Here is a 15,479-nt window from a genome sequence, read left to right on the forward strand (position 1 = left end):
CGGACCGTACCGTCACGCCAACCGACGGATGTCGACTACCGTTATTGTCCTCGAGCGCGCACTCCCGGTGTGGCATCGTCATCGGACGTGCGAGCCGACGAGCCGCGGTGTCCGCTGTGCGGGCGTCCGCTTCCGGAAACGGTCGTCGCTGCCGAACCGGACGCCGACGAGGTGGACGCGAGCGCGGCGACGGATGGCGACACGTACTGCTCGAGCGGCTGTCGGGAGATCGATGTGGCGCTCGAGGCGCCCGCAGAGGCCGACGCCGGCGATGCAGTCCGTAGCGACGAGCGACACGGCGACGAGAGCGAGGCGCTCGAGAACGAAGACGACCTCGAGCGAACGTACTTCCGCGTCGACGGCATGCACTCGGCGACCTGCGAGTCGTTCCTCGAGTCGGTCGCCGAGAAGCGGGAGGGGGTCGCCGACGCCGCGGCGAGTTACGTCACCGAGGCCGTCCGGGTGGACTACGATCCCGATCGCATCTCCAAGTCGGACTTGCGAGGTGCGCTGAGTACGCTCGGCTACACGGCCTACCTCCGGGAGGAGGCGACGGCCGACGACGACGCGGGCGCCACCCGTCGCGCGCGAGAGATGAGCGGGCTGCGAAAGCGTCGCAGCGAGGACTTCCTCGAGATTCAGTACGTCGCCGGCATCGTCTTCGGCTCCTTCCTGTTGGTTCCCTACGCCGCCGTCTTCTACCCGATGTTCCTCGCAGCCTACTCCGATTGGGGACCGCTGCGCTACTACGATACCGCGTTCACGGGTTTCGACAACCTCCTCTTCCTGCCGCTGTTTTCCGTCGTTACGGGCGTCGTCCTCTACCTGACCGGGCTCCCGCTGTTGCGCGGCGCGTACGTCAGTCTGAAACTGCGCCGACCGAACACGCAACTGCTCGCCGCGCTCACGATCGTCAGCGCGTACGTCTACGGAACCGCGTCTTTCTTCCTCGGCCGGACTGACCTCTACTACGACCTCACGATCGTCGTCGCCGCCCTCGTCATGGGTGCGATCTTCGCCGAGGCGACGGTCAAGCGTCGAGCGACTGAGCGGCTCACCGACCTCACCGTCTCGCAGGTCGATACGGCCCGCGTGCTCGAGTCCGACGGCGGAACGACCGACGTTTCGGTCGCGGACCTCGAGCCCGACGACCGCGTGCTCGTCCGGGAGGGCGAGCGCGTGCCCGTCGACGGCGTACTGGTCGACGGCACCTGCACGGTCGACGAGGCGGTCGTCACCGGCGAGTCGCTCCCGGTCGCGAAGGAGTCGGGCGACGAGGTGATCGGCGGCTCGGTCGTCACCGACGGCGCGGCGGTCGTCGACGTCGGCCCGGCGACGGAAAGCAGCATCGAGCACCTGACGGAGGTCGTCTGGAACCTCCAGAGCGCCGCCCACGGTGTGCAGCGCCACGCCGACGCGCTCGCGGTGCGGGTCGCACCGCTGGTCCTCGGCGCCGCGGTCGCCGTCGGCGCCGTACAGTTCCTCCAGATCGGCGACCCCGCGACCGCCGCACTGGCCGCGCTCCTGACGATCATGGTCGCGAGCCCGTGGGCGCTCGGCCTCGCGACGCCGGCCTCCGTCGCCGCCAACATCCGGGACGCGATGGAGCAGGGAATCGTCGTCTTCGATGAAACCGTCTTCGAGCGGCTCCGCGACGTCGACACCGTCGTTTTCGACAAAACCGGGACGCTCACGACCGGCGAGATGACGGTTCTCGAGGCCGACGCGCCCGACGACCTCCTGGCTGCCGCCGCGGCGCTCGAACGTCGAGCATCTCACCCGGCGGCGACGGCAATCGCGGCGGCGTTCGGTGACGCCGGCGGTTCCGATACTGACGGCGACGAGGCGGTTCGTCCCGACGGCGGTTCGAGCCTCTCCGTTCGGGACTTCGAGAACCACGGCACCGGCGTCTCCGGGCGTATCGATGGCGATCGGCTACTCGTCGGCCATCCCGACCTCTTTCGGGAGCGCGGGTGGGAACTCGAGGACGATTTCGAGCGGCGACTCGAGGGCGCCCGCAGCGCCGGCAATCTGCCGATCGTCGTCGGGCGAAACGGCCGCGCGGACGGGCTCGTCGTGGTCGGCGACGAACCCAGGGACGACTGGGCGAAGACGGTCTCGAGCCTCCACGAGAACGGGATCGAGGTCGTCGTCCTGACGGGCGACGAGCGGGCGGCGACCGAGTTCTTCAGCGGTCACGACGCCGTCGACCGCGTGTTCGCGGGCGTCCCTCCTGAAGGGAAAACCGAAGCGGTCCGGCGCCTCGAGCGGGAGGGGTGCGTCGCGATGGTCGGCGACGGGACGAACGACGCGCCCGCGCTGGCCGAGGCCGACCTGGGTATCTCGCTCGGGAGCGGCACGGCGTTAGCCTCGGACGCGTCGGATCTCGCGATCGTCGAGGACGACCTGTCCGCGGTCGAACGGGCCTTTCGGCTGGCCGCAGCGGCGCGTCGGCGCGTCAGGCGCAACCTCGCGCTGGCGCTCGTCTACAACGCGATCGCGATTCCGGTCGCCGCGCTCGGGTTGTTGAACCCGCTGTTCGCGACTGCTGCCGTCGCCGTGGGTGCGCTCTGTATCGGGGCGAACGTCTCGTGGCCCCTGCTCGAGGAGTGACGGCAGAGCGGGTCGCCGACCGGCTTACTCGGCCAGCCGCCACTCGCCCGGACCGCTCCCCTCGATGACGTCCCGGCGCTCCATCTCGGAGATGACCTCCGGGATGCGATTGGGCTGGGCAATCTCCATCTCGATGCGGTCGACGCCGTGGAACTCCGAGAGATAGTGTCGGATGTCCTCCTGCGTGAACGACTCCTGGTCGGCCTGGTCCATGACCCCCGAGATCAGGTCGACCATGTCCTCGATGAAGTTCCACGGGTAGACGATCCAGGTCCACTCCTCGAGCTGTTCGCCGACGTAGTCGGGTTCGAACTCGCTGGTCTGGAGCAGCTGCAGCGTCGCGGTGCGGACCTCGCCGGCCCCGCGGTCGTCGACGTACTCGTAGGCGCGCTTGATCGAGCCGCCGGTGTCGGCGATGTCGTCGATGATGAGCACGTCTTTGTCCTCGACGCTTCCCTCCGGCATCGGGTAGCGGACGGTCGGCTCCCCGGTCTTCTCGGCGGTGCCGACGTAGTGTTCCATCTTCAGGCTCGTCAGGTCGTTCAGTCCGAGGAAGTCGCAGAGGCACCGGCCCGCGAACCAGCCGCCGCGGGCGAGCGCGACGATGACGTCCGGTTCGAACTCGTCGCGGCGCACGTCGTCGCTGACGTCGCGACAGAGGCCGTAAATGTACTCCCAGTTCGTGATCGTACAGTCGAAATCGTCCGGTAAGTCGGACATCTGGTGGCCACCTACTCGAGTGAGCGGGCGGCATCCTCATAAGTGGGCTGAATACGGTCGGCCGATCGCAGTCGCACCTCATATAATAGTACCTAGCTATATCCGTTGGAAACACGAACGGTTTCGGTAGCGATGCCCTCCACGCAGGACTACGAGTACCTCCTCGAGTGCGAGAACGTGATCGGCGTCGACTACGACGCGGACGAGCACCGCGTGACCGTCTTCGTCTCGCAGAAGCGTCCGAAGGACTGCCTCGCCGAGGAAGACGACGTCGAGAAGCGCGTCGCCGCCGCCGGCGACGACGTCGGCGTCTCGGTCGTCGACTCCGGCTACGACGAGGACCGAGAGGGGTTCGACGCCCTCTCGGTCCTCGAGCCGGTTCCCGAAGCCGCTCCGGGACGGACGGATCGTCACCGCCCGGTCCCCGCCGGCGTCAGCGAGATCAACGCGAACTCGACGGCCGGTACCGGCGGACCGTACCCGGCGCGAGTCGAAGAACCGGACGCCGGAAACGGAACCTGGCGCAACGACGTCGAGGCCGGCGACCTCGTGCGCCTCTCGAACAACCACGTCTACGCCCGCTCGAACGCGGCCGACCTCGGCGAGGCGATCCTCCAACCCTCGCCGGAGGACGGCGGCGACCGCGACGACGAAGTCGGCGACCTCGTCGGCTACGTCCCCGTCGAGGACGGCGTCCGCGTCGACGTCGCGGCCCGATCGGTCGACCCCGATCGGGAGTCGGCGTCGTACTTCGAACTCGAGGACGCGTGGCCGACCGGCGTCCGCCGCGAGGACTACGGCGGCCTCCGCGGCGAGACCGTGACGAAGACCGGCCGCACGACGGGCGTCTCGAGCGCCGATATCGAGGCGACCGGCGCGAGCGTCCGCGTCGACTTCGGCGAGCAGGGCGTGGTGACGCTGCGCGAACAGCTCGTGGCCGGGCCGATGTCCGAACCCGGCGACAGCGGCTCGGCGGTCTTCCTCGAGGACGGTACCCTGGTCGGCCTCCTCTTTGCTGGTTCGGCCCGCCAGACGATCTGTAACCGGATCGCGAACGTCGAGGCCGAACTGGGCGTCGAGATCCTGACCACGGAGCCTGACGGGACCGGCGGCGGGGGCGGCCGCGGAGGGGAGAACGAGGGCGACGAAGACACAGACGAAGGCAAAGGCGAAGACGACGGCGAAGACGACGGCGTCCCCGTCTCCGTGACGACCCTCGATCGCACCGTCTCAGTCGACCTCGAGACCCCCGATCTGACGCTCGAGGCGCTCCACTTCGACGGCGAACTGCGACCGGGTGCGACCGTCGACGCCACCGCGACGGTCGCCGGCGAGCCGGGCGAGTACTGGCTCGAGGTCGCCGCGGAACGGACGACGGCGACGATCGCCGCGGACGACGACCGAGCGGCGGCGACGCTGCCGATTTCGGTTCCCGAGGACGCGACGGAGTCGGTGACGATCCGGGTTCGCGGCGGGCCGATCGCGACGCTCGAGTAATCTCGATCGTTACCGGTCGGGTCTGTCCGACTCGTCCGAACCGAACACGTGACCCCGCCCGACTACTGGGGGTCACACAACTAGTCCCCGATAACCAGTAGGCCGGCACTCGAGGCGCAGAGGCAGGTCCTCGCAATCGCGTTCTATCCGAAAGCTAACCGTCGTCGAGAGACGTCCCGGACACTCCTACCGCCAATTGTTTCGTTTTCGAACGACTCGAGAGCGATACGCCCGTTCGAGGTGACGGGACAACTATTTATAACTAGATCATACAACCTAGTTATCGATGGCGAACACCCAAATTGCCGCCGCCCGAAACGGCACGGTCACCGAGGAGATGGAGCGCGTCGCCGAGCGCGAGAACTGCGACCCCGAATTCGTCCGGGAGCAGGTCGCCGAGGGACAGGCTGTCATCCCAGCCAACCGAAACCACGACGCCCTCGACGCGATGGTCATCGGCCGCGAGTTCGCGACCAAGGTCAACGCCAACATCGGCAACAGCGAGACGACCAGCGACATAGAGACGGAACTCGAGAAGCTCCACACCGCGGTCCACTACGGCGCGGATACGGTGATGGACCTCGGCACTGGGGCGAATCTGGACGAGATCCGCGAGACCCACGTCGAACACTCGCCGGTACCGATCGGGACGGTGCCGCTGTACGAGGCGGTCAAGCAGGCGGGGAGTCCCGAAGAGATTACGACGGACCTGCTGCTCGAGATCATCGAAAAGCAGGCCGAGCAGGGCGTCGACTACATGACGATCCACGCCGGCATCCTCGCCGAGCACCTGCCGCTGACCGACGGCCGGAAGACCGGCATCGTCTCGCGGGGCGGCTCGATCATGGCCTCGTGGATGGAGGCACGCGGCGAGCAGAACCCGCTCTTTCAGGTCTACGACGAAATCTGCGAGATCTTCGCCGAGCACGACGTCACGTTCAGCCTCGGGGACAGCCTCCGACCGGGCTCGCTGGCCGACGCCTGCGACGAGGCCCAGTACGCAGAACTCGACACGCTCGGGGAACTCACCCGCCGCGCCTGGGAGCACGATGTCCAGGTGATGGTCGAGGGGCCGGGTCACGTCCCGATGCACAAGGTCGCCGAGAACGTCGAACGCCAGCAGGAGGTCTGCGACGGTGCGCCGTTTTACGTGCTCGGGCCGCTCGTGACCGACATCGCACCCGGCTACGACCACATTACCAGCGCTATCGGGGCCGCGATGGCCGCCCAGGCCGGCGCGGCGATGCTCTGTTACGTCACGCCCAAGGAGCACCTCGGCCTCCCCGAGGAGGAAGACGTCCGCGACGGCCTCGCGGCCTACCGGATCGCCGCCCACGCGGGCGACGTCGGGAGCGAGCGGCCCGGCGCGCGCGACTGGGACGACGCCCTCTCGGAGGCGCGCTACGACTTCGACTGGCGCGAGCAGTTCCGCCTGGCGCTCGATCCCGACCGCGCTCGAGACTACCACGACCAGACGCTGCCGGAGGACAACTACAAGGAAGCGCGCTTCTGCTCGATGTGCGGCGCCGAATTCTGTTCGATGCGGATCGACCAGGACGCACGGGACGGCGGTGAAATGGAACGACTGGACACGGAGACCGATCTCGAGTCGTCGGCGGCGGCGGACGTGAACCTGCCGCCGACCGGCACTCACCGTTCCGGTTCGGACGCGTTGCCGGAGGTCGACGCGTGTGAGGAATCGTCCGTCGAACACGCGGGAGACGACTGATACGGGTCTGCTGTTCCGATGCATCGGTGTAACCGCACCCCTCCTGCGGTTCGCCGGGACCGACGTTTAACAGTCCGTACGACGACCGGCTCCGACCCGGAACGATCGAGGGCGATTCCTGACGGGTTCAGCAGGTGGATTATTGGACCTCTGCCACGTAGGGTACCCGATGCGATTCGTCGACGTTACCGTCGAACGAGCACCGTCGGAACAGTCTCCCCTGAATCGACGGCTCGCCGCCGACGACGAGGTCGTCCGCGAGGAACTGCTCAACTGGCGTATGAGTCGAAACGAGGTCCTCAACCAGCTTATTTTTGCGATCGGAAATCGGGACGCGTACGAGGCGGCGCTCGAGGACGTCGCCGAAATCGTCGCCTACGAGATTCGGGCGATCGACGAGGACCGATTTTACGTGTACCTTCAGGAGGAGCGAACGCAGGAGACCGTTTCGTGGTGGACCGTCTTTCTGGCTCACGACTTCATTCACGTGCCGCCGGTCGTCATCGAGGACGGGAGCAGTCGTCTCACGCTGCTCGGGGAGTTCGACGACCTCCGTACCGTCGTCGACGAACTGTCGGACGAAGTGACGATCGAGATCGAGGAGATCGGGGACTACCGCGGGCACGGCCACCGGCTCACGGGCCGATTGACGGCACGGCAGTATCGAGCCGTCCGGATCGCACTCGAGCGCGGGTATTACGAAATCCCGCGTGAGACGTCGCTCGCGGCTATCGCCGCGGCGCTCGAGTGTACCGAAAGCACTGCATCCGACATTCTTCGACGGGCGGAGCGGGAGCTAGTGCGGGCGATCGTTCCGTCGGTTCACCGCTGCTGAGTGGTGAAACCGTCGTGGACCGTTCGCAACTCAGACTAGAACTGCAGTCACGATCACGTACGCGAAAATATTATTACACAGGTGCAAGAGCCAGGCGCCGGTCAGGTTGTCGAACCGGAGTCGGAGCACCGTCGGGAAGACGCTCCACGCCGCGATGGCGGCGACGCCCGCCACACCGAGGGCGAACACGTGATAGCCGGCGAAGACGACGATCGATCCCGCGCTGGCGGTGAGCAGCGACCAGCCCCGTCCGAGGAGCGCGCCGACGAGCGCACCTCGGAACAGCAACTCTTCGACGAGCGGGGCGACGAGAACGACGCCGAACGCGACGCCGGCTAGCGTCGCGGGATCGCCGAGGTCGTAGGTGTAGAACGGGGTGAGTTCGAACCCGAACAGCCCCGCGACCCACTCCCCGACGAGAAACGCACCGATACCGAGCGGAACACAGACCGCCGTCCAGCCCAGTTCGGCGCGGCTCGGTCGCTGCAGCGGGAACGCGGCCAGTCGCTCCGGCTCGTCGAAGCGCCGCCACAGGAGCGCGAGTGCCGCCGAGAGTCCGATTCCGACAGCGCCGTAGATCACTCCCGGCGGGGGCTCGAGTCCGGGCTCGCCGATCGTCGCGACGTACCCGGTGATCAGTGCGCTCGTCACGACGAGCACCAGCGCCGTCGCACCGAGGATGAGCCACACCCGGTTGCCAAGAGTCGTCTCGTCCGTTTGCGCCGTCGAGTCGATGCGAGCGTCGGTCGACGGCCACCGCGTTCGTATTGGCATCGTAACATAATACGCCCGAGCCCCCGATGGGTCTTCGCGCTGTGCAGTTAGACTATTGAAGTCCCTACCCGAACGCTCGAGCGGCAACCGCCCTCCCGTTCGAATCGCTGTCAGAGCATTCATACCCCGCTCGACCGACCGATGGCGTATGGAGACGACGCGAATCGTGCAGGTCGACGCCTTCACCGACGAACCGCTTTCCGGCAACCCCGCCGGCGTCGTGCCGGACGCGGACGGGCTCTCGGACGACCAGATGCAGTCGATCGCCGCCGAGATGGCCGTCAGCGAGACGGCCTTCCTGCGCTCGAGCGACGACCCCGAGGCGGACCGCCGCGTGAGCTACTTCACGCCCACGCAGGAGGTCGACCTCTGCGGCCACGCGACGATAGGCTCTTTCGCCCACCTCCACGACGAAGGGCTCGAGCCCGGAACGACCGCTCTCGAGACGAACGTCGGCGTCCTCGAGATCGAGGTCGGCGAGGACGGCACGGTCTGGATGACCCAGGACGAGCCCCGGATTCGCGAGGTCGACGTCGGCTACGACCGCGTCGCCGACGCGCTCGGGGTGAGTCAGGCCGCGCTCGAGGGGGCCAGCGACGACATTCCGCTCGCCGTTTCCTCGACCGGACTGCCGTTTCTGATCGTTCCGATTACCTACCTCTCGGATCTCGGCGACGCCGATCCGGACATGAACGCCGTCGAGGAACTCGCCGACTCGGTCGATGCGACCGGCATCTACCTCTTCACCTTCGACGCGCTCGGCCGCGACTCGACGCTGCACGGGCGGATGTTCGCACCCGGTGCGGGCGTCCCCGAGGATCCCGTCACGGGAACCGCCAGCGGCGCCGTCGCCGCCTATCTCGACCGGTTCGGTGCGTTCGACGACGACTTCCCCGAGGAACTTCGCCTCGAGCAGGGTCACTACGTCGACCGGCCGGGACTGGTGCGCGTTCGTCTCGAGAACGGCGTCCGGGTCGGCGGCCGCGGCGTGACCGCGCTGGACGGGACGATCGCCGTTCCCGACGACGAGGAAGACGAGATCCTCGAGGCCTGACGGCCGTTCGTTCGGCGGGAGCAGATCTCGCTATCCATACTGATATATTGCTTACATCGGCTATCGGATCCGGCAGTACTGGCCGGGCTGCGGCGTCGGTTCACTCGATTTCGAGTTGTTATCCATAACGATCGTTCGCAACCTTCATTAGCCGTTCCGATGACCACCGAGATACAGATGGCTGTACTCTGGCTGGACGAGATTGACGCCGGCGATCTCGAGCGGGTCGGCGGCAAAGGTGCTTCTCTCGGGGAACTCACGGGTGCGGGGCTCCCCGTCCCGTCGGGCTTCGTCGTCACGGCGGGAACCTACCGCTCGTTCATCGAGGAAGCGGGCATCGACGAGGAGCTGTTCGCGGCCGTCGACGTCGACGTCGACGACTCGAGCGCCCTCGCCGAAGCCGCCAACCGCGCCCAGGAACTCATCCTCGAGACGCCGTTCCCGGACGACCTCCGCGAGGAGATCCTCGCCTCGTATCGGGAGGTCGGCGACGGGGAGGCGTTCGTCGCCGTGCGCTCGTCGGCGACGGCCGAGGACCTGCCCGACGCCTCCTTCGCGGGGCAGCAAGAGACCTTCTTGAACGTCACCGAGGCGGACCTGCTCGACCGCGTCCGGGAGTGTTGGGCGTCCCTCTTTACCCAGCGGGCGATCTACTACCGCCAGGAGCAGGGGTTCGACCACTCCGCCGTGAACATCGCCGTGGTCGTCCAGCAGATGGTCGACGCCGAGAAGTCGGGCGTCATGTTCACCAGCCACCCCTCGACCGGCGATCCGACGATGATCATCGAGGCCGCCTGGGGACTGGGCGAAGCGGTCGTCTCCGGGGCCGTCTCGCCGGATAACTACGCCGTGACGCGCGACGACCGCTCGGCCGACGTCACCGTCGCCGAGAAGAAGGTGATGCACGTCAAGGACGAGGAGACCGGCGAGACCGTCGAACGACCGGTCCCCGACGAGAAACAGACCGCACGCGTCATCGGCGACGAGGAGATCGACGCCTTGGTCGACCTCGGCGAGCGCGTCGAGGACCACTACGGCGAGCCGCAGGACGTCGAGTGGGCGATCGTCGAGGGCGACGTCTACATGCTCCAGTCCCGTCCGATCACGACCATCGACGACAGTAGCGGCGAGGCCGCGGATCCGATCGAGGACACCGTCGACGCCGCCGAAGCGAAGGGTGTCACCGACGGCAGCGGCGGCGTCCAGACCGCCGACTCCGGCGGGAACGCAGGCACCGATACCGCGGAGGCCGGCGAGGTCGTCGTCGACGGGCTCGGCTCGAGTCCGGGCACCGTCAGCGGGGCCGCGCGGATCGTCACGAAACTCGACGACCTGGACAAGGTCAAGGAAGGCGACGTCATCGTCACCGAGATGACGATGCCCGACATGGTGCCCGCGATGAAACGCGCTTCGGGCATCATCACCGACGAGGGCGGCATGACCAGCCACGCCGCCATCGTCTCGCGCGAACTCGGCGTCCCCGCCGTCGTCGGCACGACCAACGCCACTTCGATCTTAGAGGACGGTCAGGTCGTCACGCTCGACGGCGACAAGGGGCAGGTCCTCGAGGGGCAGAACGTCGAACCCGAGGAGGAGACCGAACCCGTCGAGGAGGTGCGCCCGCAGTCGCCGGTCAAGCCGATGACCGCGACCGAGGTGAAGGTCAACGTCTCCATCCCCGAAGCCGCCGAGCGCGCGGCCGCGACCGGCGCCGACGGCGTCGGCCTGCTCCGGATGGAGCACATGATCCTCTCGCTGAACCAGACGCCTGCGAAGTTCATCGCGGAGAACGGCGAGGACGCCTACATCAACGAACTCGTTCAGGGCATCCGCCACGTCGCCGACGAGTTCTACCCCCGCCCCGTCCGCACCCGCACCCTCGACGCGCCGACCGACGAGTTCCGCCAGCTCGAGGGCGGCGAGGACGAACCCCAGGAGCACAACCCGATGCTGGGCTACCGGGGCATTCGGCGCTCGCTCGACCGGCCCGACGTGTTCGCCCACGAACTCGAGGCGTTCCGCCGGCTCTACGAGATGGGCTACGACAACGTCGAGATGATGTTCCCGCTGGTCAACGACGCCGAGGACGTCTACCGGGTCAAGCAACTCATGCAGGAGGCAGGTATCGACCCGGACAAGCGCAAGTGGGGCGTGATGATCGAGACGCCGGCCGCGGCACTGTCGGTCGAGGAGATGGCCGAGACGGGGATCGACTTCGCCTCCTTCGGCACGAACGACCTCACCCAGTACACGCTCGCGGTCGACCGCAACAACGAGCACGTCGCCGACCGGTTCGACGAACTCCACCCCTCGGTGCTGCGCCTGATCGGCGACGTCATCGAGACCTGCCGCGAACACGACGTCGCCACGAGCATCTGCGGCCAGGCGGGGTCGAAGCCCGAGATGGTCCAGTTCCTCGTCAACGAGGGCGTCAGTTCCATCTCGGCGAACATCGACGCCGTCCGCGACGTCCAGCACGAGGTCAAGCGCGTCGAGCAGAAACTGCTGCTCGAGTCGGTGCGCTGACCGAATCCGAAATTTCCAGACGAGCTGCCGATCAGCTCGGCGCTCATTTTTGTCGACCACTCGAGTCGCAGTCGTCGCCTGCGGCCGAGTCACTCAACAGTACGGACGTCCTATCGGTCGGTGTGAGCGGGCGGAGCGGGACGATGTTCGGTGAGGCGCCGCGACCCGCCGCTCTGCACGATAGGATTACCACATGAACACAGCAAATACGACCGCGCTCCCGGACGGAACGCACCTCGGACGAACCGCGCTTCGCGTCTCGGCGCTCGAGGACCTCGTCGAGTTCTACCGAGACGTCGTCGGACTCTCCGTCCTGCGGCGCGACGAGACGACGGCCGTCCTCGGCGTCGACGACGCGCCGCTGCTCGTCTTAGAGCGCGACGAGAACGCGCCCGAGCGAGCGCGATCGGAGACCGGGCTCTACCACAACGCGTTCAGGGTGCCGTCGCGCGCCGCGCTCGGCGCCGCGCTGGCGCGGATACGGGATCGCTGGCGGCTCGACGGCGCCGCGGACCACCTCGTGAGCGAGGCGCTTTACCTGTCCGATCCGGCGGGCAACGGCGTCGAAATCTACCGCGACCGGCCGCGCGAGGAGTGGCCGACGACCGACGACGGTCGCGTTCGGATGGCGACCGATCCCCTGGATTTCGCCGGCATCGAAGCCGCCGCCGCGAGCGACGACCGCGCGCCGTCGGGCACCGACGTCGGTCACGTCCACCTCGAGGTGTCCTCGCTCGAGGCGTTCGCGGAGTTCTACGCGGACGCGCTCGGGTTCGACGTGCGGGCGGACCTCTCCGGCGCGCTGTTCGTGGCGGCCGACGGCTACCACCACCACGTCGGGGCGAACACGTGGAACCGGCGGACGGAGCCGGCCGAGGGGCGGGGGCTGGCCTGGTTCGAGGTCGTCGTCCCGGATTCGCGGGATTTCGAGGCGTTAGAGGAGCGACTCTCGGATCGGGGAAAAGCGCTCACCGAAACGGAGGACGGATTCGCCGTCGCCGATCCGGACGGTATCGAACTCCGGTTCCGGACCGCGACACCGTAGCCGTCGGCGACGCGTCCGAATCCGTTTCGACCGGTCCGACGAACGCCCCGCCGATCAGGAGCCGGTCTTTTCGACCCGGTACCAGCGTCCGTCCCAGCTCAGACAGTACTCGAGTAGCGATCGAAGCGTGAGCACGCCGAACGCGGGATAGAGCAGCGGCGCGAACAGCACGCTCCAGCCGAGGTCGTCGATGCGGCCGTCGCGCGCGTCGCGCCAGGCGACCAGCCCGATCGTCGCGAGCAGGGCCGCGGCCGGCACGAGAAACGCCGATTCGACGCCGAGCACGAGCAACAGGAGCAGCTTCGAGACGAGCACGAGCGTGACGAGACACCCGAACAGGCTCGAGCACATGCGCCCGACGGAGATGAGGCCACGCCGGCCGGCTCGACCGCGCAGGAAGTCGACGAGCGTCGCGTGCAACACTTCAACCTGGCCGACGCGCCAGCGCTTGCGCTGGCCCCACAGGTCTCGCAGCGTGTGGGGCGCTTCCATCGTGTTGGTGCAGTGGCGGGCCTGCCTGACGTCGAGTCCCTCGCGGTAGCAGGCGTGGGCGAAGGCCAGATCCTCGGTGAGCACGTCGTCGTAGCCGCCGACCCGTTCGATCGCCTCGCGGGTGAAGGCGGTCGAGGAACTCCGGCAGTTCGTGAAACCGAACAGTTCGACCATCTTGTAGCTGGCGTGGAAGACGATCCGCTCGCAGTAGGCGACCGTCTCGACGGGGCCGGTCGGGCGCGGCACTCGGCGCCCTTGGAAGACGTCCACGCCCTCGAGCAGTTGGCCCATCGCCGTCGGCAGGAACTCGGGGGCGATCCACTCGTCGGCGTCGAAGACCGCGAAGTGATCGGAATCGCGCTCGCGGACCGCGTAGTTGATCGCGCCCGCCTTCGATCCCGACTCGCCGTTGATCAGTACCTCGACGGGGTCGTACTCGGCCGCCAGTTCGCGCGCCCGCTCTACGGTCGCCTCGTCGTTGGGCTCGGCGACGATCACGACCTCGAGGTTCTCGTAGGCGCTTGCGGCGAGGCTCTCGACGCTGACGTCCATCACCGCGTGATCCCGGTAGACGGGGACGACGGCGGTCAGTCGCGGGCCGTCCGTCACGCTCTCGAGGGGCTCGCGGGACTGCCAGACTTCGCGGATCAACAGCAGGCCCGTCAGGCTGACGAAGAACGTAAAGACGGCCATCGCCGACAGCGCCTCGAGGACGACGAACTGGACGGTTACGACGAGCAGGTCGAGCGTGAGCGTTTGTATTTCGGTTCCCTGGAGCAGCCCGAACGCTAAGAGGACGGCGGCGCCGCACGCGGTGCCGCCGTGCTCGAGCAACCGCGACGGGACGAATTGCATCACCCGGACGTTTTGATCGATCCGGCATCAATATTCTCCCTTGGAGACCATCGCTTCGAGTGAAGCCGGTGATCGTCGGTCGGCGATCGAAGCGGTACCGGCAGAATCACCGTCCGAAACCGCCGTAAACGTCCACCGCGCACCGCCGAACGAGCCGATAAACGCAACGCATAAACGATCGAACGTCCACATACGTGATATGCAGACCGAGCCGCAGGCGTTCGACCGGGTGCTCTCCTCGATGTGTACCGAGCCCCACCCGGTAGCGCGCGAGGCGGCCGAACGGTTTCTCGCGACGAACCCCGGCGACCCCGGCACCTACCCGACCGTCTCGGCGCTCGAGGACGAGGCGATCGCGATGCTCGGCGAGATCGCCGGCCTCGAGGAGCCGTCGGGGTACATCGCCGGCGGCGGTACCGAGGCCAACATTCAGGCGGTCCGGATCGCCCGCGAGCGGGCCGACGCGACGCGGCCGAACGTCGTCATGCCCGAGTCGGCCCACTTCAGCTTCCGGAAGGCCGCCGACCTGCTGGGCGTCGACCTGCGGGTCGTCCCCACCGACGACCGCTACCGAGCCGACCTCGGGGCGGTCCGGGCCGCCGTCGACGACGATACCGCGGCGGTGATCGGCGTCGCCGGCTCGACCGAGTACGGCCGCGTCGACCCGATCCCGGAACTGGGCGAGATCGCCCGCTCGGTCGACGCCACGCTCCACGTCGACGCCGCCTGGGGCGGCTTCGTCCTGCCCTTCACGGACTACGAGTGGAACTTCTCCCACGCGCCCGTCGACACGATGGCGATCGATCCGCACAAGATGGGGCAGGCGGCCGTCCCCGCGGGCGGGCTCCTCGTCCGCGATTCCGCACTGTTGGACGAACTCGCCGTCGACACCCCCTACCTCGAGTCGACCTCGCAGGCGACCCTGACCGGGACCCGATCGGGTGCCGGCGTCGCAAGCGCTGTCGCCGCAATGGAGGAGCTGTGGCCAAGTGGCTACCGTAGCCAGTACGTCCGCTCGCGGAACAACGCCGAGTGGCTCGCCGACGCCCTCGAGAAACGGGGCTACGACGTCGTCGACCCGACGCTGCCGCTGGTCGCGGCCGACGTCCCCCGGTCGACGTTCGATGCGCTCCGCGCGAAGGGGTGGCGGATCTCCCGCACCGCGACCGACGAACTCCGAATCGTCTGTATGCCCCACGTCACCCGCGAGATGCTCGCCTCCTTCGTCGGCGATCTGGACCGGCTCGAGGTGCGCGCGAGCGTGCCGGTTGCCTGCGACGACTGACGCCGGTCGTACTGCCTCCTTCGGTCCGTTCACGCCGTATCGATACCCGTTTCA

Annotated in this window: 11 protein-coding genes; 8 read left to right on the forward strand and 3 right to left on the reverse strand. The window is 67.6% G+C overall.

Annotated elements, in window-relative coordinates:
- Nucleotides 1–69: 69 nt before the first annotated feature.
- Nucleotides 70–2,613 carry a heavy metal translocating P-type ATPase gene (locus HALXA_RS15745; protein WP_013881384.1) on the forward strand — a complete coding sequence of 848 codons (2,544 nt, stop codon included), beginning with the start codon at nt 70–72 and terminating at the stop codon, nt 2,611–2,613.
- Between the two features lie 24 nt (nt 2,614–2,637).
- Here the strand turns inward: HALXA_RS15745 and HALXA_RS15750 are convergent, their stop codons facing one another.
- Nucleotides 2,638–3,333, reverse strand: a complete 696-nt coding sequence (locus HALXA_RS15750; RefSeq protein WP_013881385.1) for a phosphoribosyltransferase — start codon at nt 3,331–3,333, stop codon at nt 2,638–2,640.
- Between the two features lie 132 nt (nt 3,334–3,465).
- Between HALXA_RS15750 and HALXA_RS15755 the strand changes: the two genes are divergently transcribed.
- The 3 genes from HALXA_RS15755 to HALXA_RS15765 all read left to right on the forward strand — a co-directional run bounded on the left by HALXA_RS15755 (nt 3,466) and on the right by HALXA_RS15765 (nt 7,394).
- Nucleotides 3,466–4,830: a hypothetical protein gene (locus HALXA_RS15755; protein WP_013881386.1), complete on the forward strand. Its 1,365-nt coding sequence runs from the start codon at nt 3,466–3,468 to the stop codon at nt 4,828–4,830.
- Between the two features lie 286 nt (nt 4,831–5,116).
- A complete protein-coding gene (gene thiC / locus HALXA_RS15760; protein WP_013881387.1) occupies nt 5,117–6,559 on the forward strand; it encodes a phosphomethylpyrimidine synthase ThiC in 1,443 nt (480 codons plus the stop codon).
- A 169-nt stretch (nt 6,560–6,728) separates the two neighbouring features.
- A complete protein-coding gene (locus HALXA_RS15765) occupies nt 6,729–7,394 on the forward strand; it encodes a helix-turn-helix domain-containing protein (protein ID WP_013881388.1) in 666 nt (221 codons plus the stop codon).
- Nucleotides 7,395–7,424: 30 nt separating this feature from the next.
- On the opposite strand, the gene HALXA_RS15770 is transcribed toward HALXA_RS15765, so the two are convergent.
- Complete coding sequence (locus tag HALXA_RS15770; RefSeq protein ID WP_013881389.1) at nt 7,425–8,168, reverse strand: CPBP family intramembrane glutamic endopeptidase; 744 nt, start codon at nt 8,166–8,168, stop codon at nt 7,425–7,427.
- 148 nt (nt 8,169–8,316) lie between these two features.
- Here HALXA_RS15770 and HALXA_RS15775 point away from each other — a divergent pair, with 148 nt between their 5' ends.
- The 3 genes from HALXA_RS15775 to HALXA_RS15785 all read left to right on the forward strand — a co-directional run bounded on the left by HALXA_RS15775 (nt 8,317) and on the right by HALXA_RS15785 (nt 12,793).
- A complete protein-coding gene (locus tag HALXA_RS15775) occupies nt 8,317–9,222 on the forward strand; it encodes a PhzF family phenazine biosynthesis protein (protein ID WP_013881390.1) in 906 nt (301 codons plus the stop codon).
- Nucleotides 9,223–9,399: 177 nt separating this feature from the next.
- Nucleotides 9,400–11,748, forward strand: a complete 2,349-nt coding sequence (gene ppsA, locus HALXA_RS15780) for a phosphoenolpyruvate synthase (protein WP_049895489.1) — start codon at nt 9,400–9,402, stop codon at nt 11,746–11,748.
- 193 nt (nt 11,749–11,941) lie between these two features.
- Nucleotides 11,942–12,793: a VOC family protein gene (locus HALXA_RS15785; RefSeq protein WP_013881392.1), complete on the forward strand. Its 852-nt coding sequence runs from the start codon at nt 11,942–11,944 to the stop codon at nt 12,791–12,793.
- 54 nt (nt 12,794–12,847) lie between these two features.
- On the opposite strand, the gene HALXA_RS15790 is transcribed toward HALXA_RS15785, so the two are convergent.
- A complete protein-coding gene (locus HALXA_RS15790; protein WP_013881393.1) occupies nt 12,848–14,140 on the reverse strand; it encodes a glycosyltransferase in 1,293 nt (430 codons plus the stop codon).
- Nucleotides 14,141–14,339: 199 nt separating this feature from the next.
- Between HALXA_RS15790 and mfnA the strand changes: the two genes are divergently transcribed.
- Entirely contained in the window at nt 14,340–15,425 is a 1,086-nt protein-coding gene (mfnA, locus tag HALXA_RS15795; RefSeq protein WP_013881394.1) for a tyrosine decarboxylase MfnA, read from the forward strand.
- Nucleotides 15,426–15,479: the final 54 nt, after the last annotated feature.

It is taken from the genome of Halopiger xanaduensis SH-6, assembly GCF_000217715.1.
GTDB classification, from domain to species: Archaea; Halobacteriota; Halobacteria; order Halobacteriales; family Natrialbaceae; genus Halopiger; species Halopiger xanaduensis.

What these genes read in the sequence shown, in the direction of transcription:
- HALXA_RS15750 (WP_013881385.1), bottom strand. Translation starts at nt 3,333, where the DNA reads ATGTCCGACTTACCGGACGATTTCGACTGTACGATCACGAACTGGGAG.
- HALXA_RS15755 (WP_013881386.1), top strand. Translation starts at nt 3,466, where the DNA reads ATGCCCTCCACGCAGGACTACGAGTACCTCCTCGAGTGCGAGAACGTG.
- thiC (WP_013881387.1), top strand. Translation starts at nt 5,117, where the DNA reads ATGGCGAACACCCAAATTGCCGCCGCCCGAAACGGCACGGTCACCGAG.
- HALXA_RS15765 (WP_013881388.1), top strand. Translation starts at nt 6,729, where the DNA reads ATGCGATTCGTCGACGTTACCGTCGAACGAGCACCGTCGGAACAGTCT.
- HALXA_RS15770 (WP_013881389.1), bottom strand. Translation starts at nt 8,168, where the DNA reads ATGCCAATACGAACGCGGTGGCCGTCGACCGACGCTCGCATCGACTCG.
- HALXA_RS15775 (WP_013881390.1), top strand. Translation starts at nt 8,317, where the DNA reads ATGGAGACGACGCGAATCGTGCAGGTCGACGCCTTCACCGACGAACCG.
- ppsA (WP_049895489.1), top strand. Translation starts at nt 9,400, where the DNA reads ATGGCTGTACTCTGGCTGGACGAGATTGACGCCGGCGATCTCGAGCGG.
- HALXA_RS15785 (WP_013881392.1), top strand. Translation starts at nt 11,942, where the DNA reads ATGAACACAGCAAATACGACCGCGCTCCCGGACGGAACGCACCTCGGA.
- HALXA_RS15790 (WP_013881393.1), bottom strand. Translation starts at nt 14,140, where the DNA reads ATGCAATTCGTCCCGTCGCGGTTGCTCGAGCACGGCGGCACCGCGTGC.
- mfnA (WP_013881394.1), top strand. Translation starts at nt 14,340, where the DNA reads ATGCAGACCGAGCCGCAGGCGTTCGACCGGGTGCTCTCCTCGATGTGT.